This window comes from Streptomyces sp. RP5T (assembly GCF_003933965.1).
Classification (GTDB): domain Bacteria; phylum Actinomycetota; class Actinomycetes; order Streptomycetales; family Streptomycetaceae; genus Streptomyces.
This window is the reverse complement of the sequence record NZ_RSAJ01000029.1, coordinates 1-17,780: the sequence shown is the minus strand read 5'-3', so window position 1 is coordinate 17,780 and position 17,780 is coordinate 1. Positions and strand designations below refer to the sequence as shown.

Genomic DNA, 17,780 nt, shown 5'->3' with positions numbered 1-17,780 from the left:
CCCGTCGTTCGTGCTACGGCTTCGGCGTGGCGTGCGGGGTGCAGGTCACGTCCGTCGTGTCCAGCTTGCCGGTGAGCAGGTAGGCGTCCACCCGCGGGTTGATGCACGGGTTGACCAGACCGGTCACGCCGTGGGAGCCCGCGTCCTTCTCGGTGATCAGGCGGGAGCCCTTGAAGCGCTGGTGCAGTTCGACGGCGCCGTCGTACGGGGTGGCCGCGTCACGCTCGGACTGCACGATCAGCACGCCGGGCAGGCCCTTGCCGGTCCGGACGTTCACCGGCGTCTGCTGCTTGACCGGCCAGGTGGCGCAGGGCAGGTTCAGCCAGGCGTTGGCCCAGGTCATGAACGGGTACTTCGCGTGCAGCGCGGTGTTGTCGCGGTCCCACTTCTTCCAGCTGGTGGGCCACTTGGCGTCGGTGCACTCGACGGCCGTGTAGACGGCGTTGCCGTTCTCCGAGGAGATGTTGCCCGCGGTGTCGGTGAGGTCCGGGGCGGCCGCGTCGACCAGCGCCTGGGTGTCACCGGCGACGTACTTGCTGAACACCGTGGCGACCGGCACCCACGAGGAGTCGTAGTACGGGGCGCTCTGGAAGAAGCCGATCAGCTCGGCCGGGCCGACGACCCCGCCGATGGGGTTCTTCTTGGCGGTGGCCCGCAGTTCGAGCCACTTCGCCTCGACCGCGGCCCTGGTGGTGCCGAGGTGGAAGGCGGCGTCGTTGGCGGCGACCCAGTCCTCCCAGTCCTTCCAGCGGCCCTCGAAGGCGATGTCCTGGTCGAGGTTGGCCTCGTACCAGATCTTCTCCCGCGACGGGTTGACCACGCTGTCGACGATCATGCGCCGCACGTGGCCCGGGTACATCGTGCCGTAGACGGCGCCGATGTAGGTGCCGTAGGAGACGCCCAGGTAGTTGAGCTTCTTCTCGCCGAGCGCGGCACGGATGACATCCAGGTCGCGCACGGTGTTGGGCGTGGTCATCTGCTGGAGCATCGCCTTGCCGGTGCGCTCGGCGCAGCCGTCGGCGTACTCACGGGCCAGCTTGCGCTGGGCGCGCTTGTCGGCCTCGCTGTCCGGCACCGGGTCCATCTTGGGCGCCTTCACGAACTCCTGCGGGTCCATGCAGGAGATGGGCGCGGAGTGGCCGACGCCGCGCGGGTCGAAGCCCACGAAGTCGTAAGCCTTGGCCGCGTTGGCCCAGATCGGGTTCTTGCTGGTGACGCGGAGCGGGAAGCGCATGCCCGAGCCGCCGGGGCCGCCCGGGTTGTAGACGAGGGCGCCCTGGCGCTCCGCCTCGGTGCCGGTGTTGCCGATGTGGTCGACGGCGAGCTTGATCTGCTTGCCGTTCGGCTTCGTGTAGTCCAGCGGCACGCTGACCCAGCCGCACTGGACGGGCTTCGCGATCCCCCAGTCGGCGGGGCAGTCCGCCCAGTCGATGCCGGCCTTCGCGGCGCGGGCCGCGGCGATCGCCGCGCCCACGGCCGCGCGGTCCTGCGCGTGGCGGCCCGTCCGGTCCGACGTGTTGGCGCCGGACGCGGGTGCCGCGACGGCACCGGATATCAGTGTGGCCGTGATGAGCACTCCGGCCGAACCGAGTGCCGTCGTGCGCCACTTCGGTCTCGTCTCCCTCAAGAGGGACCCCTCCCCGTACGTCGTTTCGATTCCTCCGGGGATCCTCGTGGTGGTGAAGTCGCTGTGAACAGGGTTCGTCGGGGTTCTTTGCCAATCCGATAAACGGAAGAACCTGTTCGCTCGGCGGACTAGGGAGCCAGCGCCGCGAGGGCCGCGTCCAAGACCCGGCGCAACAGCCGGGCGTCCGGGGCCACCGCGGTGACGAGCGCGGCTGGTCCGGCCAGGGGTACGACGGCGGCGCCCTCCCCGAGCACCCGTGCCGGCACCGGCTCCTCGGCGAACTCCGGCCGTGCGACGAGGAGCTGACCGACCGCCCGGTGCCCGGCGAGCACGGCCGGGCCGTCCCAGCCGCCGGGCGCGCCGGGCCCGCAGGACAGCTCCTGATCGAGCACGGTCCGGCCCGCGATCCGCAGCGCCAGCCGGCTGGTGAGCCGTCCGGGCTCCTCCCCGGCCCGCCCGAGGACCTGCTCCTCGCGCAGCACGAGCCGGCCCGTCGCCGCGAGGTCGATCCGTGTGGCCACGTACAGGTCGCTGCCGCCCGCGGAGATCAACTGCTCGGGCAGCCAGCGCAGTTCGCCCCCCTCGGCGACGGTGAGCCGTACGTCGTAGCGGGCCTCGTCCTTGGTCTGCCCGGGCAGGGCGATGGTGGCGGCGGCCGAACCCACGTGCAGCCGGGCATCCTGGTGGACCTCGGCCTCGACGGTGAAGCGGTCGCCGCCGAGGGGCCCGCTCATCGCGCCGACCAGCAGGACCCGCGCCTCGGTGCCGGTGCCCCGGGTGCGCCGCAGGGCCAGCGGTCCGTCGCTCTCCAGGACGGGCAGGGCGGTGCCCCCGCGCCCGTCGTCCCGGGCGACCAGCCGCGCGGTGGCCCGCACGCCGGTCACGGCCGTGGTCACGCCGTCCACGCGGCGAGCTGCGACCGCACCCAGTCGGCGACGTCCTTGACGCCGGTCTCGCTCCGCAACGACTGGAGGACGACCGGGAGTTCGGCACGCTGGGCCTTGGCGTCGGCGGCCATCCGCGCGAGGTCGGAGCCGACGTACGGGGCCAGGTCGGTCTTGTTGACCACGAGCAGGTCGGCGGTGGTGACGCCGGGGCCGCCCTTCCTCGGGATGTCGTCTCCTCCGGCCACGTCGATGACGAAGATCTGGGCGTCCACCAGGCCCCTGGAGAAGGTGGCGGTGAGGTTGTCGCCACCGCTCTCCACGAGGATGAGGTCCAGCGGGCCGGCCTCGTCCTCCAGGTCCTCGACGGCTTCCAGGTTGGCGGAGATGTCGTCCCGGATCGCCGTGTGGGGGCAGGCTCCCGTCTCGACGGCGGTGATGCGCTCGGGGGGCAGGACGGCTTCCCTGAGGAGGAACTCGGCGTCCTCGCGGGTGTAGATGTCGTTGGTGACGACGGCGAGGGACAGCTCCTCGCGCAGGGCCCGGCAGAGGGCGGCGACGGTGGCGGTCTTGCCGGAGCCCACGGGGCCGCCGAGGCCGATGCGGAGGGCTCTGCGGGTGCCGTCCCTCCGGTGAGCGTCGGCGCTCAGTGCTGCGGGGCCGTCGTGGGAGTGGTCGAGGTGCATGTGCGGCTCCTTCTGCGGTTCGTTGTCGGGTGCGGGTTCGGTGAGGGCTGGTCGCGCAGTTCCCCGCGCCCCTGAGCAGGTCACCCGGGCCCTCCCTATGAGGCGAACAGGCGTACCGGCCAGGCCGCGTGTGCCTCCGCGGCGATTTCCAGCAGCGGTGCGGAGGCGGCGGGCAGCGCGTCGGCCCCCTCCTGCCGCACCTGCCGTGCCGCCTCCACCGCCCGGTCCGCGACGCGGTCCAGCTCCGGTGCCAGGCGGGCCAGCACCCGAGTCGCGTCGAAGGGGTCCAGGCTCAGCAGGCGGACCGTCGCACTCGCCGGGCCGCTCACGCTCTCGTACGCCGCGCAGTGGGCCGCGTCCACGGGTTCCAGGCCCGCCGCGCGTGCCGTCAGGCCCAGCACCACCGGTTGATGGGCGCCCTTGGGGAACTCCCCTGCCAAGGCGTCGAGTTCGGCCGACGGCCAGGTCGCCCGGGCCGCCCTCGTCAGCTGGCGGCCCAGTTTCCGGGCGGCGGCGCGCAGGGCCGGTGACGGCGTACGGGCGTCCGCCGCCGCGTCCAACTCCGAGGGCGGGACTCCGAGTACGGCCGCCGCCGCGAGCGCCGCGGACACCAGGCCCGTCGTGTGCAGGCGTCCGCGGCAGAAGGACTCCAGGCTCTCCGCGTCCGTGATCCGTCCCGCCCTGACCGCCGCTTCGGCCCCGCCGGAGTGCGCGTGGCCCCCGGCGGGGAAGCGGCCGTCGGCCAGGACGAGAAGTGCGGCCCGTGACATCACGCCCCCGCCCTCAGAAGAGGAAGTAACGCTGGGCCATGGGCAGTTCGGCGGCGGGTGTGGCCTCCACCAGCTCCCCGTCGATGTGCACGGCGAAGCTGTCGGGGTCGATCCGTACGTCGGGCCGCGCGTCGTTCTCCCGCATGTCGGCCTTGGTGACCCCGCGCGTCGACTCGGTCGCCACGAAGCGCTTGCCGAGCTGGAGCCGCTCCGGCAGCCCGTCCTCTATGGCGAGGGGGGCCACGAAGTTGAAGGAGTTCGAGGCGGGGGCGCGTCCGATCGCCCCGTACATCGGCCGGGGAAGGATCGGCTGCGGGGTCGGGATGGAGGCGTTCGCGTCGCCCATCTGCGCGTAGGCGATCTGGCCGCCCTTGAGCACGAGATGGGGCTTGACCCCGAAGAACGCGGGCTCCCACAGCACCAGGTCGGCCAGCTTGCCCGTCTCCACCGACCCCACCTCGTGGGCGAGTCCCTGCGCGACGGCCGGGTTGATCGTGTACTTGGCGACATAGCGCCGCACCCGGTGGTTGTCCGCCCGGCCGTCACCCGGCAGCGCGCCCCGGCGCCGCTTCATGACGTGCGCGGTCTGCCAGGTCCGCATCACGACCTCGCCGACGCGGCCCATGGCCTGGGAGTCGGAGGAGATGATCGAGATGGCGCCCAGGTCGTGCAGGATGTCCTCGGCGCCGATGGTCGTGGGGCGGATGCGGGACTCGGCGAAGGCCAGGTCCTCGGGGACGGCCGCGTTGAGGTGGTGGCACACCATCAGCATGTCGAGGTGTTCCTCGGCGGTGTTGACGGTGAAGGGCCGGGTCGGGTTGGTCGAGCTCGGCAGCACGTGCGGCTGGGAGACCACGGTCATGATGTCCGGCGCGTGCCCGCCGCCCGCACCCTCGGTGTGGTAGGCGTGGATGCCCCGGCCGGCGATGGCGGCGAGCGTGTCGCCCACGAATCCGGCCTCGTTGAGGGTGTCCGTGTGGATGGCGACCTGGATGCCGGTCCGTTCGGCGACGGTCAGCGAGGCGTCGATGACGGCCGGGGTCGAGCCCCAGTCCTCGTGCAGCTTGAGGCCGAGGGCGCCGCCGCGGATCTGCGACAGCATCGCCTCGTGCGAGACGGTGTTGCCCTTGCCGAGGAGGCCGATGTTGAGCGGGTACTGCTCCATCGCCTCCAGCATCCGGGCGAGATGCCAGGGCCCGGGCGTGACGGTGGTGGCCTTGGAGCCCTCGGCGGGGCCGGTGCCGCCGCCGACCAGGGTGGTGATGCCCGCGGCCAGCGCCTCGTCGGCGATCTGCGGGCAGATGAAGTGGACGTGCGCGTCGATGGCACCGGCGGTCAGGATCCGGCCGTTGCCCGCGATGATCTCGGTCTCGGGGCCGATCACCAGGTCCGGGTGGACCCCGTCCATGGTGTCGGGGTTGCCCGCCTTGCCGATCCCGGTGATCCGGCCGTCGCGGATGCCGACGTCGGCCTTGACGACTCCCCAGTGGTCGACGATCACCACGCCCGTGACGACGGTGTCGGGGGTGCCGTCTGCGCGCGTAGCACGCGCCTGGCCCATCGACTCGCGGATGACCTTGCCGCCCCCGAACACGGCCTCGTCACCGGCGAGTCCGGGACCGCCGCTGCGGTCCTCCTCCACCTCGATCAGCAGATCGGTGTCGGCGAGCCGGATGCGGTCGCCGGTGGTGGGGCCGAACAGGTCGGCGTAGGCGGCACGGGAGATCTCAGGCATCGAGGGCACCTCCGGTCTCCCCGCGCAGTCCCGGCACCACGCGGGCGCCGGCGAGCGGGACGAGTTCGACGTCGACGGGGATGCCGGGCTCGAAGCGCACCGCGGTGCCGGCGGCGATGTTCAGCCGCTTGCCGCGGGCCGCAGCCCGGTCGAACTCCAGGCCGGGGTTGGTCTCGGCGAAGTGGTAGTGGGAGCCGACCTGGACGGGCCGGTCGGCGGCGTTCAGGACGGTCAGCGAGGTGACCTCACGGCCCTCGTTGCAGGCGATCGGCCCGTCGGCGAAGAGGATCTCTCCGGGAATCATGGGGCCCCTCAGACGATCGGGTCGTGGACGGTGACGAGCTTGGTGCCGTCCGGGAAGGTCGCCTCGACCTGGACGTCGTGGATCATCTCGGGGATGCCCTCCATGACGTCGTCCCGGCTCAGCAACGTCCGCCCGGACGCCATGAGTTCGGCGACGGTACGGCCGTCACGCGCGCCTTCGAGGATGTGCGACGTGATGAGGGCGACCGCCTCGGGGTGGTTGAGCCTGAGCCCGCGGGCCCGACGCTTCTCCGCCACGTCGGCCGCCACGTGGATGAGCAGCCTCTCTTGCTCGTGCGGGGTCAGTTGCACGTCCCACCTCACAGTCCTCGCTCCGGACCGTGCGGGGCCCGGTTGCCTCAGCCCCCGGGGCAAAGTCCCTGGTGGCGTGGATCCGCAGGCTAGTTGGATCCGGTTTCAGGCACGTTAACCGAGCTGTGAGCCATCAGCGCGTGTCGGCCGCGTCCCGCATGCTCATCAGCGCCCGCACACCGTCCCGCAGGATCTCGGCGGGTGCCGGGCCGAACAGGGCCTGCTGGGCGAGGAAGCCCATGGCGGCCGCCATCATCGTGCGGGCCATGTGTTCCGCGGGCACGTCCGACGGCAGTGTCCCGGCGTCCTGGTACGCCTCGACGATCCGCGTCCAGGCCTCGCCCACGGCGCCGTAGCCCTCGCCCAGGAGGGCCGCGAGTCGGTCGTTGCGCAGGGTCTCGGTCCAGACCTGGACGACCAGCCGCGGGAGCGCCGGCTGTCCGTCGACGGTCACGGACCCCTTGGTGGCGAGGATGCGGCCGAGCACCGAGGACAGCAGGAGGTCCGGGGGCGGGGGCGGGGTGCTGCGCGCGGCTTCCTCGAAACCGTCGCGGACCTGGCCGAGGACCTCCTCGACGATGGCGCCGATGAGCTCCTCCTTGCCGCTGAAGTAGCGGTACACGGCCCCGGCCGAGAGGTCGACCTCCTTCAGGACGTCCTGCATCGAGGTGGCGTGGAAGCCGTTGCGCGCGAAGCAGACCGCGGCGCCGTCGAGGATCTGCCGACGCCTGGCGTCGAGATGTGCCTGGGATACGCGAGCCATGGACCCAAAGTAAAACGAACATTCCTTCTTGACAAGACGCGGCGAGAGCGGGACGGTGACACAGAACTAAAACGAACGATCCTTCTTTTTGACGGGGCCGCCCGGCCCCGGAGAGGACCCTCATGTCCACCCGTCGCACGATCGCGGCCATCGTCCTCGTGCCGCTGCTGGCCGCCCTGGCCCTGTGGGCCTTCGCCTGGCCCGCCACCCGTACCGCCCCTCGCGACCTGCCGCTCGGCGTGGCCGGGCCGCCCGCCGCCGCGGCACAGCTGGAGCGGGGACTCCGGCAGCACGAGGGCGCCTTCGAGATCCACCGCTACGCCGACGAGGCGGCCGCGCGGGCGGCGATCGAGGACCGGACCGTATACGGCGCGGTCGTCGTCTCCGGGCGGGGCGCCGAGCTGCTCACCGCGTCGGCCGCGAGCCCGATGGTGGCCCAGCTCCTGCAGCAGGCCGTGACTCAGCAGGCCGCGGCGAGCGGCGCCGGGGTGCGGACCGTGGACGTCGTTCCGGCCCCCGCCGCGGACCCGAGGGGCGCGGCCCTGAGCTCCTCGGTGCTGCCCCTGGCGCTGGCCGGCATCGTCGCGGGCGCGGTGGTGACCCTGCTGGGGCTGCGCGGCCTGCGTGCCGTGACCGCGCTGGTGCTCGGTGCCGCACTGGTGGGCGCCGTCGCCGCCGCCGTGGCCCACAGCTGGCTCGGCGTCCTCACCGGCGACTGGTGGGCGGAGGCGGGGACGCTCGCCCTGGCGACACTGGCGGTGAGCGCGGCGGTCGCGGGACTCGCCGCCGTGGTCGGGACCGCCGGGATCGGCGCCGTCGCGTTCCTGGTGATGTTCCTCGGCAACCCGTTCTCGGCGGCCGCCTCGGCCCCGCGCCTGCTGCCCGAGCCGGTGGGCACGATCGGCCAGTGGCTGCCGCCGGGGGCCAGCGCGACCCTGCTGCGCTCGGTGTCCTTCTTCGACGGCGCCGCGGCGACCGGGCCGGCACTGACACTGGCCTGGTGGGCAGCGCTGGGCCTGGGTGCCGTGATGCTGGGGAACACGCTGAAGTCGCGTGCGAAGGGTGCCGTGCCCACCGCCGCAGAGCGCGAACTCGCCCCTGCCGGCTGACCGACTCCCCCTTCCTCTGCCCCCGGCCCGACGGCCGGGGGCACCCGCGTGCCTACGATCCGCCGGCCCCCCGGTGATGCGCCGCGATACCGAACCGCTGCTGTTCGCGAGGAGCGGACGCGACCTCGCGCACGGAGGAGACCGCGCTGATGACGGGTTCCTCGACGGGCTCGCCGAGCTTCTCCAGCCGTTCGAGGTCGGCGGCCGAGACCAGGGCGACCAGCGGCTTTCCGTGCCGGGTGACGACGACGCGCTCGCCGCCGTACACCACCCGGTTGATCAGGTCGGCGAGTTCAGCCCTGGCTTGCGTCACCGGAATCTCGTAGGCCATACCCCCATCATAACGTCACGTACGTCCTGTACATTTTTTACAGACGCCGAAGGAGGGGTTACCCATGGCCCGACCGACCGCCCGTCACGTCCTGCCCGAGTTCCATGAGCGCACGAGCTTCGGGCAGAAGTCGACGGATCCGTCCGCGAAGCTGCTGGAGGAGCGGATCGTCTTCCTCGGGACGCGGATCGACGACATATCGGCGAACGATCTGATCGCGCAGTTCATGTACCTCGAACAGCAGGACCCGGACCGGGACATCGCGCTGTACATCAACTCCCCCGGTGGCTCGTTCAGCGCGATGTCGGCGATCCACGACACCCATGCAGTACGTCAGCTGTGACGTGGAGACGACCTGCCTCGGACAGGCCGGGTCCTCCGCGGCGGTGCTGCTGGCGGCGGGCACCCCGGGCAAGCGCTCCGTACTGCCGGGGGCCCGGGTGGTCATCCACCAGCCCGCACTGAGCGAGCCGGCGCAGGGGCAGGTCAGCGATCTGGCCGTCCAGGCCGACGAGTTGCTCCGGGTCCGGAACCGCCTGGAGGAACTGCTGGTCCGGCACACCGGGCGCAGTCCCGAGCAGGTGAGCGCGGACATCGAGCGGGACACGATCCTGGACGCGCAGGGCGCCCTGGACCACGGCCTGGCGGACGCGATCGTCCCGGGCCGCAGGCCGGCCCGCACCGCACCGGGCGCGAGGTGAGCCGTCGATGGTGCCGGACCTTCCCCCGCTGCCCGCGCTCACGCACGCCGAGGGCGAGCTGATCGACCGTTATCTCGACGTGGTCGACCTGCTGGGCCGGATCAACCCTGCCCGGCACGAGGACACCTACGGCGGACTGCGCGCCGCCCAGGCACTGGTGAGCAGAGCGGCCGAGCTGCGGGACGCGCTGGTGCTGATGCACGGCCGGGGCGAGCGGGAGCTGCACGCCGCGACCCTGGCGCGGGCGCTGCGGGTCCTGGACGGCGAGCGGCGTACGGCCAGGGTCACCGTGCCGCCCGAGTCAGGCAATTGACGCATCGGCAGCGCTTGCGGGCACCCACGGCTGACAGCTCGCCCGGAGCGGAGTTGAAACGGACCAAAAGAGGTACCGCCGTTCGGAGGAGACACGGCTCCTTTTTCGGGACCGCCGCGGTTGCGCAACGCGTGTGGTTCAGGGAGGGAATGAGGAGTTTCTGTGCTGGTCGCGCGGCCCGTGGACCCCTGGACGGGACCGCACTGGTTCAGGTGTCCACCCGAACGGGTGAGTGGTGAGTAACAACACAAACCCCCGGTTCCGTTGGGTTTTTGGGACATCCGTGCGCCAAGATCCCTGACTGACGACAAGCCCCCGCCGCAGCGGCGGGGCGATCCGGGCGGACGCCGAGTCCTGCCGCCGCCCGGATGACCGGTCGACAGGAGTGGATCGGCAGGAGTGGAGGACCCAAGCACGACGGGTCGCCGGAACGGTCACGCCATGACCGCGCCGAGCGTCCCTTGGGGTGAAGCCGCGTCAGCGGCCGGGCAACTTCGCCAGCCCGAATCCGACAGGTCATCCTTCACAGGCGGCTGACGAAGGGTTGCGCATGACTGCGCTCAATCGTGTCCCGTCGCTGATGGTCCGGGCCGGTACGGCCTCGGCCTTCGCCATCGCCGCCGTGGGCGGCTCCGTCGTGGTCCCGGGTGTCGCAGCCGACGCCGCCGCCGCGACGCCGGCGACGAAGGCGCTCAAGGTAGCGGCCTCCAAGAAGGGCTCTCCGTACAAGTACGGCGCCACCGGGCCCGGCCGCTTCGACTGCTCAGGGCTCACGCTGTACTCGTTCAAGAAGGCGGGCAAGAAGCTCCCGCGCACGGCGGCCCAGCAGTACAACAAGACCCGCCACATCGGCTCGGGCAGCCGTAAGGCCGGCGACCTGGTGTTCTTCCACTCGGGTTCGAACGTCTACCACGTCGGCATCTACGCCGGGAAGGGAAAGATCTGGCACGCCCCGAAGACCGGGGACGTGGTGAGGCTGCAGAAGATCTGGACGAAGAGCGTCTGGTACGGCCGGGTCAAGTGACGCCCCCGGGGGGACGGCGGCGACCTGACCTCCCGCCGTCCCCCCGGGTCTCCCGGGACGCGTGACACGGGCTCGGCCGGATACCCGTGCCCGTATGGCCGACCACCGCCCGTGCACCGCCCGCAACGAGACGCCGCTGGAGCGCGCCGACCGCAATTTCGGCGAGCTGCTCCAGGAACTGCGTGTCACCCAGACCGGGGTGCAGATCCTCTTCGCGTTCCTGCTGACCCTGGCCTTCACCCAGCGCTTCCCGGCGCTGGACACCTTCCAGCGCGCCACGTACGTCACCACACTGCTGTTCGCGGTGCTCGCGGCGGCCCTCTTCACCGCGCCGGCCGCCCTGCACCGCTCGCTCTTCCAGCGGGGCGCCAAGGCCCGCATCGTGCAGGTCTCCTCCCGGCTCGCCACGGTGGGCATGGGGGTACTGGTGCTCGCGTTCACGGGGTCGGTACTGCTCGTGGTGGACGTGACGACGGGGCGGGCCGGTGGACTGGCCGCGGGCGCGGCGACCCTGATGGTGTGTCTGGGCCTGTGGTGGCTGCTTCCCCTTCTGGTCCGACGGGCGGGACTCGCCGAGGAGCGCACCGCGGCTGCCTCGCACCCCGCTCCCCGGCCGACGGAGCGCGAGGTGATCAGGCCGCGGACGGCGGCCCGGCCGGGAGCCTCGCCCCGGGAGCCGTCACCGCGCCTGCGCTGACCCCGGGACGCCTCGCGTCCCTGACGGCTCCTGCTGCCCCGCGGCGGTGACCGGCTGCGCCGGTACGGTCCACGGGAGTTCGATGGAGACGGTCTTGCCGCCCTCCCGGGTGGGCCGGACTCTCAGCCTGCCCCCGCACTCGGCGGCGAGCCAGCGGATGATCACCATGCCCCGCCCGTTGTCCTGCTGGACCGCGGCCGGCAGCCGCTTGGGGAAGCGGGGGTGGCTGTCGGTGACCCCGATGCGCAGGTGTTCGTCACGGTCCAGCTCGATGTCCACCGTGAAGGTGGGTGACTGACCGAAGGTGTGCTGTACGGCGTTGGTGGTGAGTTCGGAGACGATGAGCCGGACGCTCTCGGCGATGTCCGCGGTCGGCGGCAGCCCCCACTCCGCGAGTGTGCTCAGGACGTAGGTGCGGGCCGCGGAGACCGAGGCGGGTTCGCTCGGCAGAGTGACGGATGCTTCCAGGTGGTCTGCCATGGCGACGTCGTCCCTTTCCCACGGGACCGGAGTCCGACACGGTGCGGATGGTTCGAGTACGGTCCCGGACTGGTGGTTCATCGCCAGAGTGCCATTACGGAGGCTGTGACGGGTGCCGATCCACCAAGAAGTGCATATATCTGTCGCTCGAAGCGGTGAACTCTGCGACGCGAGACCGTATTTGGGTGGCGCATAAGGCGTAAGGAGGAGCGCATGCAGCACGGCCCCGCGGTGCGCCGGCGGAAACTGGGCGCCGAACTGCGTGCGTTGCGCGCGGGTGCGGGGCTCACCAGCGGTGAGGCGGCCCGGCTCGTGGGCTGGCACCAGTCGAAGGTGAGCCGCATCGAGACCGGTGCCAGCGGGGTGAAACCGGCCGATGTGCGGTTACTTCTCGACGCCTACCGCGTGGGGGACGCGGATCTGCGGGAGCTGCTGCTGGTATTGGCGGGCTCCGACGAGGGCGGCGGCCGGCACCACTGGTGGCACGCGTACCGGGGTGTGCTGCCGCCGACGTACCGGGACTTCATCAGTCTGGAGTCCCAGGCGAGCGCGATGCGGACCCTGGAGACCTCGGTCGTGCCGGGGCTGTTGCAGACGCGCGAGTACGCCCGCGCGGTGACCCGGGCCGCGGTGGAGGGCCTCGATGACGAACGCCTCGACGCGCTGGTCGAGGTCCGGCTGGCCCGGCAGGACATCCTGCGCGCGCAGCCGCCCCTGGAGTTCAGCGCCGTCCTGGACGAGGCGGTGCTGCGGCGGGAGGTCGGCGGACCCGAGGTGATGTCCCGGCAGCGGGAGCGGCTCCTGGAGGCGGCGCGGCTGCCTCAAGTGCGACTGCAGGTACTGCCGTTCACTGCCGGGGCCCATGTGGGCATCACCGGGCCTTTCGTAATCTTCTCATTCTCGCGCACTTCTGATCTGGATGTGGTTGTTCTCGACCACTTGACGAGTAGCCTCTATCTCGAACGGAAAGAAGACCTCCAGGCCTACACGGAGGCCTTCAACACCCTTCAGATGCACGCCCTTTCGCCCGAGGACTCGTTGGATTACCTCGCCGGGACAGGTGACGGCGCGTAAGGAGGCACCATGTCTGCACTGCCTCGGAACGTAACCCCCAGTACGGAACTGATCGAAGTGCGCTGGCTGCGCAGCAGCTACAGCACCGGAGCGAACAACTGCGTCGAGACGGCGAGGCCGTCGGCCGGGCCATGGGCCGGGCTGCTCGCCGTACGCGACTCCAAGGACCCGCACGGACCCGCGCTGCTCTTCTCCCCCGAGAGCTGGGCGGGCTTCACCCGCGCGTTCTGACCGTTTCAGTCATCCGGCGCACGGCCGTGTCACGCCGACTCATGGTCGTGTTCCGCAGATCACCAGTACAGCGCGTTCGATCTGCTCCTCGGAGAGGTCCGCGCGGGCGGTCAGCCTGAGCCGTGAGATGCCGTCGGGCACCGACGGGGGCCGGAAACAGCCCACCAGGAGCCCGGCGGCACGGCAGTCGGCCGCCCACTGCACGGCCTCCTCCGGGGAGGGCGCGCGCACCGAGACCACCGCGGCGTCGGGACGTACCGCTTCCAGACCCGCGGCGGTCAGGCGTGCGTGCAGTCCGGTCGCCACCTCGCGCGCGCGGGCGGCCCGCTCGGGCTCACGGCCGAGCAGCCGCAGGGCCGCGAGGGCGGCTCCCGCCGCGGCGGGGGCGAGGCCGGTGTCGAAGATGAACGTCCGTGCCGCGTTGACCAGGTGTTCGACGACCCGTGCGGGGCCGAGGACGGCACCGCCCTGGCTGCCGAGCGACTTGGACAGCGTGACCGTGGCGACCACGTCGTCGGCGCCCGCGAGTCCCGCCGCGTGCGGGGCACCGCGGCCGCCGGCGCCGAGCACGCCCAGGCCGTGGGCGTCGTCGACGACCAGGCCCGCGCCGTGCTCCCGGCATGCCCCGGCGAGACCGGCCAGGGGCGCCGCGTCGCCGTCGACCGAGAAGACGGTGTCGGACACGGCGACCGCGGGGCCTTCATGCGTGCCCAGTGCCTTGCGGAGCGCGTCCGGGTCGGCGTGCGCGACGACCTGGGTCGTGCCGCGGGCCAGCCGGCAGCCGTCGATGAGCGAGGCGTGGTTGCCGGCGTCGGAGACGATCAGCGAGCCGTGCGGCGCGAGCGCGGTGACGGCGGCCAGGTTGGCCGCGTACCCGGAGGAGAAGACGAGCGCCGCCTCGAAGCCGCAGAAGTCGGCCAGTTCGCGTTCGAGTTCGGTGTGCAGCTCGGTGGTGCCGGTGACGAGCCGGGACCCGGTCGCGCCCGCGCCCCAGGTCCGCGCGGCCGCCGCGGCGCCCGCCACGACCTCGGGATGACGGGCGAGCCCCAGGTAGTCGTTGCTCGCGAGATCGAGCAGCGGCGAGTCGGCCGGACGCGGCCGCAGGGTCCGTACGAGCCCGGCCCGCCGGCGCGCCGCCGCCTGCTCGTCGATCCAGCCGAACGCCATGGGTCCTCCGGGGCTTTTGTAGACAACGGACAGACCCTAGCGGCAGCAAACGCTACCCACGGTGTGGCAATACCCACACGTCGTTGCGGGTGTGTTGTGCGATCCCTACCTTGGCCCGGGGCGGGTCCGTAGGACAGGATCGGCTCTCATGGACCTGCTGAACACGCTGGTGGACAAGGGGCTTCGGCGCGAGCTGCCGACCCGCGAGGAGGCGCTGGCCGTGCTGGCCACCTCCGACGACGACCTGCTCGACGTGGTGGCCGCGGCCGGAAAGGTGCGCCGGCACTGGTTCGGACGGCGGGTGAAACTCAACTATCTCGTCAACCTGAAGTCCGGACTGTGCCCCGAGGACTGCTCCTACTGCTCCCAGCGGCTCGGCGCCGACACCGGCATCCTGAAGTACACCTGGCTCAAGCCCGACCAGGCCTCCCAGGCCGCGGCCGCCGGTCTGGCGGGAGGCGCCAAGCGGGTCTGCCTGGTGGCCAGCGGACGCGGTCCGACCGACCGTGACGTGGAGCGGGTCGCGGGCACCATCAAGGCGATCAAGGAGCAGAACGAGGGCGTCGAGGTGTGCGCCTGTCTCGGTCTGCTCTCCGACGGCCAGGCCGAGCGGCTGCGCGAGGCCGGCGCGGACGCCTACAACCACAACCTGAACACCTCCGAGTCGACCTACGGCGACATCACGACCACGCACACCTACGCCGACCGGGTCGACACCGTGAACAAGGCGCACGCGGCCGGTCTGTCCGCCTGCTCGGGTCTGATCGCGGGTATGGGCGAGAGCGACGAGGACCTGGTCGACGTCGTCTACTCGCTGCGCGAGCTGGACCCCGACTCGGTCCCGGTCAACTTCCTGATCCCGGTCGAGGGCACCCCGCTCGCCAAGGAGTGGAACCTCACCCCGCAGCGCTGTCTGCGCATCCTGGCGATGGTGCGGTTCGTCTGCCCGGACGTGGAGGTCCGCATCGCGGGCGGCCGCGAGGTCCATCTGCGCACCATGCAGCCCCTGGCCCTGCACCTGGCCAACTCGATCTTCCTCGGCGACTACCTCACCACCGAGGGCCAGGCCGGCAAGGCCGACCTGGAGATGATCGCGGACGCCGGCTTCGAGGTGGAGGGCACCGGCGAGGTGACGCTCCCCGAGCACCGCGCGGCGGCAGGGGGCGGCTGCGGCTCGCACGAGAGTGCCGGGTGCGGCTCGCACGAGGGTGGCGGCTGCGGGTCGCACGAGGGTGGCGGGGTCTGCGGTACGACGGTCGCGGCCACCTCCGCCGACAAGGCGCGGACCGATCTCGTCGCCGTACGCCGCCGGGGCGCCGGAACGGACCTCGCGCCCAATGCGTGATCTGCCCGGCCTGCCTGTGCCGGAGCTGCTGGCGCTCGACCGGCGGCACGTGTGGCATCCGTACGGTCCGATGCCCGGCCGGGTCGACCCGCTCGTCGTGGAGTCGGCGAGCGGGGTGCGGCTGCGGCTCGCCGAGGGCCCGGAGCTGGTGGACGGCATGTCCTCCTGGTGGTCGGCGATCCACGGCTACAACCACCCGGTGCTGAACGAGGCCGCGCGCGAGCAGCTCGGACGGATGAGCCATGTGATGTTCGGCGGGCTCACCCACGAGCCCGCCGTCCGGCTCGCGAAGCTCCTTGTCGACATGTCTCCCGACGGCCTTGAGCACGTCTTCCTGGCCGACTCGGGGTCGGTGTCGGTCGAGGTCGCGGTGAAGATGTGCCTGCAGTACTGGCGTTCGCTGGGCCGCGCGGGCAAGCAGCGGCTGCTGACCTGGCGCGGCGGCTACCACGGCGACACCTGGCAGCCCATGTCGGTGTGCGACCCCGAGGGCGGGATGCACGAGCTGTGGTCGGGAGTCCTGCCCCGCCAGGTGTTCGTGGACGCGCCCCCGGCCGAGTTCGAGGAGTCGTACGCCGAACAGCTGCGCGCGGCGATCGGGCGGCACGCGGACGAGCTGGCCGCGGTGATCGTGGAGCCGGTGGTGCAGGGCGCGGGCGGGATGCGCTTCCACTCCCCCGCGTATCTGCGGGTGCTGCGCGAGGCGTGCGACGCGCACGACGTGCTGCTGGTGTTCGACGAGATCGCGACCGGGTTCGGCCGTACGGGCGCCCTGTTCGCGGCGGGGCACGCGGCGGTGACGCCGGACGTGATGTGCGTGGGCAAGGCGCTGACCGGCGGCTATCTGACGATGGCGGCGACCCTGTGCACACCTCGGGTGGCCGAGGGGATCTCGCGGGGCGAGGTGCCGGTGCTGGCCCACGGCCCCACCTTCATGGGCAACCCGCTCGCCGCCTCCGTCGCCTGCGCGTCGATCGGACTGCTGCTCGGGCAGGACTGGCTCGCCGAGGTCAAGCGGATCGAGGCGGGGCTGCGCGAGGGGCTGGAGACCGCCCGCGGGCTGCTGGGGGTGAAGGACGTACGGGTGCTCGGCGCCATCGGGGTCGTGCAGCTGGACCACGAGGTCGACATGAGGGCCGCGACACAGGCCGCCGTGCGCGAGGGCGTGTGGCTGCGGCCGTTCCGCGACCTCGTCTACACGATGCCGCCGTACGTCACGGGTGACGAGGACGTGGCACGGATCGCGCGCGCGGTGTGCGCGGCGGCGGGAGAGGGTTGAGATGCCGGTACTGGTGATCACGGGGACGGGCACGGAGGTCGGCAAGACGGTCACCACGGCCGCCGTCGCCGCCGCCGCGCTCGCCGCCGGACGGACGGTCGCCGTCCTGAAGGCCGCGCAGACCGGCGTACGGCCGGACGAGCCCGGGGACGCCGACGAGGTGGCGCGGCTCGCGGGCGCCGTGACGAAGGCCGAACTCGCCCGCTTTCCCGAGCCGTTGGCCCCGGCGACGGCCGCGCGACGGGCCGGTCTGCGGCCGGTGCGTCCCGCCGAGGTCGCGGATGCCGCCGCCAAGCTGGCCACCGAGCACGATCTGGTGCTGGTGGAGGGGGCGGGCGGACTGCTCGTCCGCTTCGACGACGAGGGCGGGACCCTCGCCGACGCGGCGGCGCTGCTGCGGGCGCCGGTCCTGGTCGTGGTGTCGGCGGGCCTGGGCACGCTGAACACAACCGACCTGACGGCCCGTGAACTCAGCCGCCGTGGACTGGACTTGGCAGGTGTGGTGATCGGCAGCTGGCCCGACTCCCCCGACCTCGCCTCGCGTTGCAACCTCGCCGACCTGCCGGACGTGTCCGGGGCCCCGCTGCTGGGCGCCCTGCCCGCTGGAGCGGGCGGGCTCGCGCCCGTCGACTTCCGCGCCGCGGCGCCGGGTTGGCTGGCTCCGCGACTGGACGGGACGTGGGACGCGGAGGCGTTCGGCTTGCGCGAGGCGCCTTGAGGGACCCCGGGGACGCCTCGCCGTAAGTTCGCCACGCGCTCCGGAAGACCTCTAGGGCACCTCGCTGTCCGCGATGAGCCGCACCAGGTCGATCCGCGAGCGGATGCCCAACCGGGTGAAGACGCCCCGCAGATGGTGGTCGATCGTGCGGGGGCTGAGTGCCAGGCGGGCGGCGATCTCACGGTTGGTGGCGCCCTCGGCGACCATGCGGGCGACCAGCAACTGCTGGGC

Annotated in this window: 21 protein-coding genes, 1 pseudogene and 1 riboswitch; of the genes and pseudogenes, 10 read left to right on the top strand and 12 right to left on the bottom strand. The window is 72.0% G+C overall.

Going from position 1 to position 17,780, the window contains the following annotated elements; genetic code table 11:
- Positions 1-13: 13 nt before the first annotated feature.
- From EHS43_RS05430 to EHS43_RS05395, 8 genes are all read right to left on the bottom strand, one after another.
- Positions 14-1,627: an alpha/beta hydrolase gene (locus EHS43_RS05430; protein WP_125189381.1), complete on the bottom strand. Its 1,614-nt coding sequence runs from the start codon at positions 1,625-1,627 to the stop codon at positions 14-16.
- A gap of 128 nt (positions 1,628-1,755) precedes the next feature.
- On the bottom strand, positions 1,756-2,532 hold the full coding sequence (locus EHS43_RS05425) for an urease accessory protein UreD (RefSeq protein ID WP_125189380.1): 777 nt from the start codon (positions 2,530-2,532) through the stop codon (positions 1,756-1,758).
- Positions 2,520-3,197, bottom strand: coding sequence for an urease accessory protein UreG (gene ureG, locus EHS43_RS05420; RefSeq protein WP_125189379.1), 678 nt, complete (start codon positions 3,195-3,197; stop codon positions 2,520-2,522). Before ureG ends, EHS43_RS05425 begins: the two co-directional genes overlap by 13 nt.
- 95 nt (positions 3,198-3,292) lie before the next feature.
- A complete protein-coding gene (locus EHS43_RS05415) occupies positions 3,293-3,967 on the bottom strand; it encodes an urease accessory protein UreF (RefSeq protein ID WP_125189378.1) in 675 nt (224 codons plus the stop codon).
- A 13-nt stretch (positions 3,968-3,980) separates the two neighbouring features.
- Positions 3,981-5,702 carry an urease subunit alpha gene (locus tag EHS43_RS05410; protein WP_125189377.1) on the bottom strand — a complete coding sequence of 574 codons (1,722 nt, stop codon included), beginning with the start codon at positions 5,700-5,702 and terminating at the stop codon, positions 3,981-3,983.
- Positions 5,695-6,006: an urease subunit beta gene (locus EHS43_RS05405; protein ID WP_125189376.1), complete on the bottom strand. Its 312-nt coding sequence runs from the start codon at positions 6,004-6,006 to the stop codon at positions 5,695-5,697. Before EHS43_RS05405 ends, EHS43_RS05410 begins: the two co-directional genes overlap by 8 nt.
- Before the next feature lie 8 nt (positions 6,007-6,014).
- A complete protein-coding gene (locus EHS43_RS05400; protein ID WP_037710300.1) occupies positions 6,015-6,317 on the bottom strand; it encodes an urease subunit gamma in 303 nt (100 codons plus the stop codon).
- A gap of 133 nt (positions 6,318-6,450) precedes the next feature.
- Entirely contained in the window at positions 6,451-7,080 is a 630-nt protein-coding gene (locus EHS43_RS05395; protein ID WP_125189375.1) for a TetR/AcrR family transcriptional regulator, read from the bottom strand.
- A gap of 122 nt (positions 7,081-7,202) precedes the next feature.
- On the opposite strand from EHS43_RS05395, the gene EHS43_RS05390 reads away from it, so the two are divergent.
- A complete protein-coding gene (locus EHS43_RS05390) occupies positions 7,203-8,189 on the top strand; it encodes an ABC transporter permease (RefSeq protein WP_125189374.1) in 987 nt (328 codons plus the stop codon).
- A gap of 52 nt (positions 8,190-8,241) precedes the next feature.
- On the opposite strand, the gene EHS43_RS05385 is transcribed toward EHS43_RS05390, so the two are convergent.
- Positions 8,242-8,520 (bottom strand): type II toxin-antitoxin system Phd/YefM family antitoxin, encoded by a 279-nt coding sequence (locus EHS43_RS05385; protein ID WP_125189373.1) that lies wholly within the window; start codon positions 8,518-8,520, stop codon positions 8,242-8,244.
- A gap of 64 nt (positions 8,521-8,584) precedes the next feature.
- Here EHS43_RS05385 and EHS43_RS05380 point away from each other — a divergent pair.
- From EHS43_RS05380 to EHS43_RS05365, 4 genes and pseudogenes are all read left to right on the top strand, one after another.
- A pseudogene (locus EHS43_RS05380) lies at positions 8,585-9,221 on the top strand (ATP-dependent Clp protease proteolytic subunit).
- 7 nt (positions 9,222-9,228) lie between these two features.
- The gene (locus tag EHS43_RS05375; RefSeq protein ID WP_125189372.1) at positions 9,229-9,534 is read left to right on the top strand and encodes a hypothetical protein; all 306 of its coding nucleotides are present in this window, start codon (positions 9,229-9,231) and stop codon (positions 9,532-9,534) included.
- A gap of 335 nt (positions 9,535-9,869) precedes the next feature.
- Positions 9,870-10,081, top strand: a riboswitch (cyclic di-AMP (ydaO/yuaA leader).
- A gap of 3 nt (positions 10,082-10,084) precedes the next feature.
- Positions 10,085-10,558, top strand: coding sequence for a C40 family peptidase (locus EHS43_RS05370; protein WP_125189371.1), 474 nt, complete (start codon positions 10,085-10,087; stop codon positions 10,556-10,558).
- A gap of 94 nt (positions 10,559-10,652) precedes the next feature.
- Complete coding sequence (locus EHS43_RS05365; protein WP_125189370.1) at positions 10,653-11,255, top strand: DUF6328 family protein; 603 nt, start codon at positions 10,653-10,655, stop codon at positions 11,253-11,255.
- Here the strand turns inward: EHS43_RS05365 and EHS43_RS05360 are convergent.
- Positions 11,238-11,735 carry an ATP-binding protein gene (locus EHS43_RS05360; RefSeq protein ID WP_125189369.1) on the bottom strand — a complete coding sequence of 166 codons (498 nt, stop codon included), beginning with the start codon at positions 11,733-11,735 and terminating at the stop codon, positions 11,238-11,240. The two genes, EHS43_RS05365 and EHS43_RS05360, sit on opposite strands and share 18 nt — an antisense overlap.
- Before the next feature lie 213 nt (positions 11,736-11,948).
- Here EHS43_RS05360 and EHS43_RS05355 point away from each other — a divergent pair, with 213 nt between their 5' ends.
- Together EHS43_RS05355 and EHS43_RS05350 are read left to right on the top strand one after the other, a co-directional pair.
- Positions 11,949-12,809: a helix-turn-helix transcriptional regulator gene (locus tag EHS43_RS05355; RefSeq protein WP_125189368.1), complete on the top strand. Its 861-nt coding sequence runs from the start codon at positions 11,949-11,951 to the stop codon at positions 12,807-12,809.
- A gap of 9 nt (positions 12,810-12,818) precedes the next feature.
- Positions 12,819-13,040, top strand: coding sequence for a DUF397 domain-containing protein (locus EHS43_RS05350; RefSeq protein ID WP_125189367.1), 222 nt, complete (start codon positions 12,819-12,821; stop codon positions 13,038-13,040).
- Positions 13,041-13,079: 39 nt separating this feature from the next.
- Here EHS43_RS05350 and EHS43_RS05345 read toward each other — a convergent pair whose 3' ends face one another.
- Entirely contained in the window at positions 13,080-14,207 is a 1,128-nt protein-coding gene (locus EHS43_RS05345; protein ID WP_125189366.1) for an 8-amino-7-oxononanoate synthase, read from the bottom strand.
- Between the two features lie 148 nt (positions 14,208-14,355).
- Here EHS43_RS05345 and bioB point away from each other — a divergent pair, with 148 nt between their 5' ends.
- The 3 genes from bioB to bioD are packed head-to-tail and all read left to right on the top strand — an operon-like array spanning position 14,356 to position 17,549.
- Complete coding sequence (gene bioB, locus EHS43_RS05340) at positions 14,356-15,552, top strand: biotin synthase BioB (protein ID WP_125189365.1); 1,197 nt, start codon at positions 14,356-14,358, stop codon at positions 15,550-15,552.
- A complete protein-coding gene (locus EHS43_RS05335; RefSeq protein ID WP_125189364.1) occupies positions 15,545-16,831 on the top strand; it encodes an adenosylmethionine--8-amino-7-oxononanoate transaminase in 1,287 nt (428 codons plus the stop codon). Before bioB ends, EHS43_RS05335 begins: the two co-directional genes overlap by 8 nt.
- A gap of 1 nt (position 16,832) precedes the next feature.
- A complete protein-coding gene (gene bioD / locus EHS43_RS05330) occupies positions 16,833-17,549 on the top strand; it encodes a dethiobiotin synthase (protein ID WP_125189363.1) in 717 nt (238 codons plus the stop codon).
- 51 nt (positions 17,550-17,600) lie between these two features.
- On the opposite strand, the gene EHS43_RS05325 is transcribed toward bioD, so the two are convergent.
- A partial coding sequence (locus EHS43_RS05325; protein ID WP_148104020.1) for a helix-turn-helix transcriptional regulator occupies positions 17,601-17,780 on the bottom strand: 180 nt, incomplete at its 5' end.

Excerpts from the sequence above, each read along its gene's own strand:
- ureG (WP_125189379.1), bottom strand. The coding sequence starts at position 3,197 with ATGCACCTCGACCACTCCCACGACGGCCCCGCAGCACTGAGCGCCGAC.
- EHS43_RS05415 (WP_125189378.1), bottom strand. The coding sequence starts at position 3,967 with ATGTCACGGGCCGCACTTCTCGTCCTGGCCGACGGCCGCTTCCCCGCC.
- EHS43_RS05410 (WP_125189377.1), bottom strand. The coding sequence starts at position 5,702 with ATGCCTGAGATCTCCCGTGCCGCCTACGCCGACCTGTTCGGCCCCACC.
- EHS43_RS05405 (WP_125189376.1), bottom strand. The coding sequence starts at position 6,006 with ATGATTCCCGGAGAGATCCTCTTCGCCGACGGGCCGATCGCCTGCAAC.
- EHS43_RS05395 (WP_125189375.1), bottom strand. The coding sequence starts at position 7,080 with ATGGCTCGCGTATCCCAGGCACATCTCGACGCCAGGCGTCGGCAGATC.
- EHS43_RS05390 (WP_125189374.1), top strand. The coding sequence starts at position 7,203 with ATGTCCACCCGTCGCACGATCGCGGCCATCGTCCTCGTGCCGCTGCTG.
- EHS43_RS05385 (WP_125189373.1), bottom strand. The coding sequence starts at position 8,520 with ATGGCCTACGAGATTCCGGTGACGCAAGCCAGGGCTGAACTCGCCGAC.
- EHS43_RS05375 (WP_125189372.1), top strand. The coding sequence starts at position 9,229 with ATGGTGCCGGACCTTCCCCCGCTGCCCGCGCTCACGCACGCCGAGGGC.
- EHS43_RS05370 (WP_125189371.1), top strand. The coding sequence starts at position 10,085 with ATGACTGCGCTCAATCGTGTCCCGTCGCTGATGGTCCGGGCCGGTACG.
- EHS43_RS05365 (WP_125189370.1), top strand. The coding sequence starts at position 10,653 with ATGGCCGACCACCGCCCGTGCACCGCCCGCAACGAGACGCCGCTGGAG.
- EHS43_RS05360 (WP_125189369.1), bottom strand. The coding sequence starts at position 11,735 with ATGGCAGACCACCTGGAAGCATCCGTCACTCTGCCGAGCGAACCCGCC.
- EHS43_RS05355 (WP_125189368.1), top strand. The coding sequence starts at position 11,949 with ATGCAGCACGGCCCCGCGGTGCGCCGGCGGAAACTGGGCGCCGAACTG.
- EHS43_RS05350 (WP_125189367.1), top strand. The coding sequence starts at position 12,819 with ATGTCTGCACTGCCTCGGAACGTAACCCCCAGTACGGAACTGATCGAA.
- EHS43_RS05345 (WP_125189366.1), bottom strand. The coding sequence starts at position 14,207 with ATGGCGTTCGGCTGGATCGACGAGCAGGCGGCGGCGCGCCGGCGGGCC.
- bioB (WP_125189365.1), top strand. The coding sequence starts at position 14,356 with ATGGACCTGCTGAACACGCTGGTGGACAAGGGGCTTCGGCGCGAGCTG.
- EHS43_RS05335 (WP_125189364.1), top strand. The coding sequence starts at position 15,545 with ATGCGTGATCTGCCCGGCCTGCCTGTGCCGGAGCTGCTGGCGCTCGAC.
- bioD (WP_125189363.1), top strand. The coding sequence starts at position 16,833 with ATGCCGGTACTGGTGATCACGGGGACGGGCACGGAGGTCGGCAAGACG.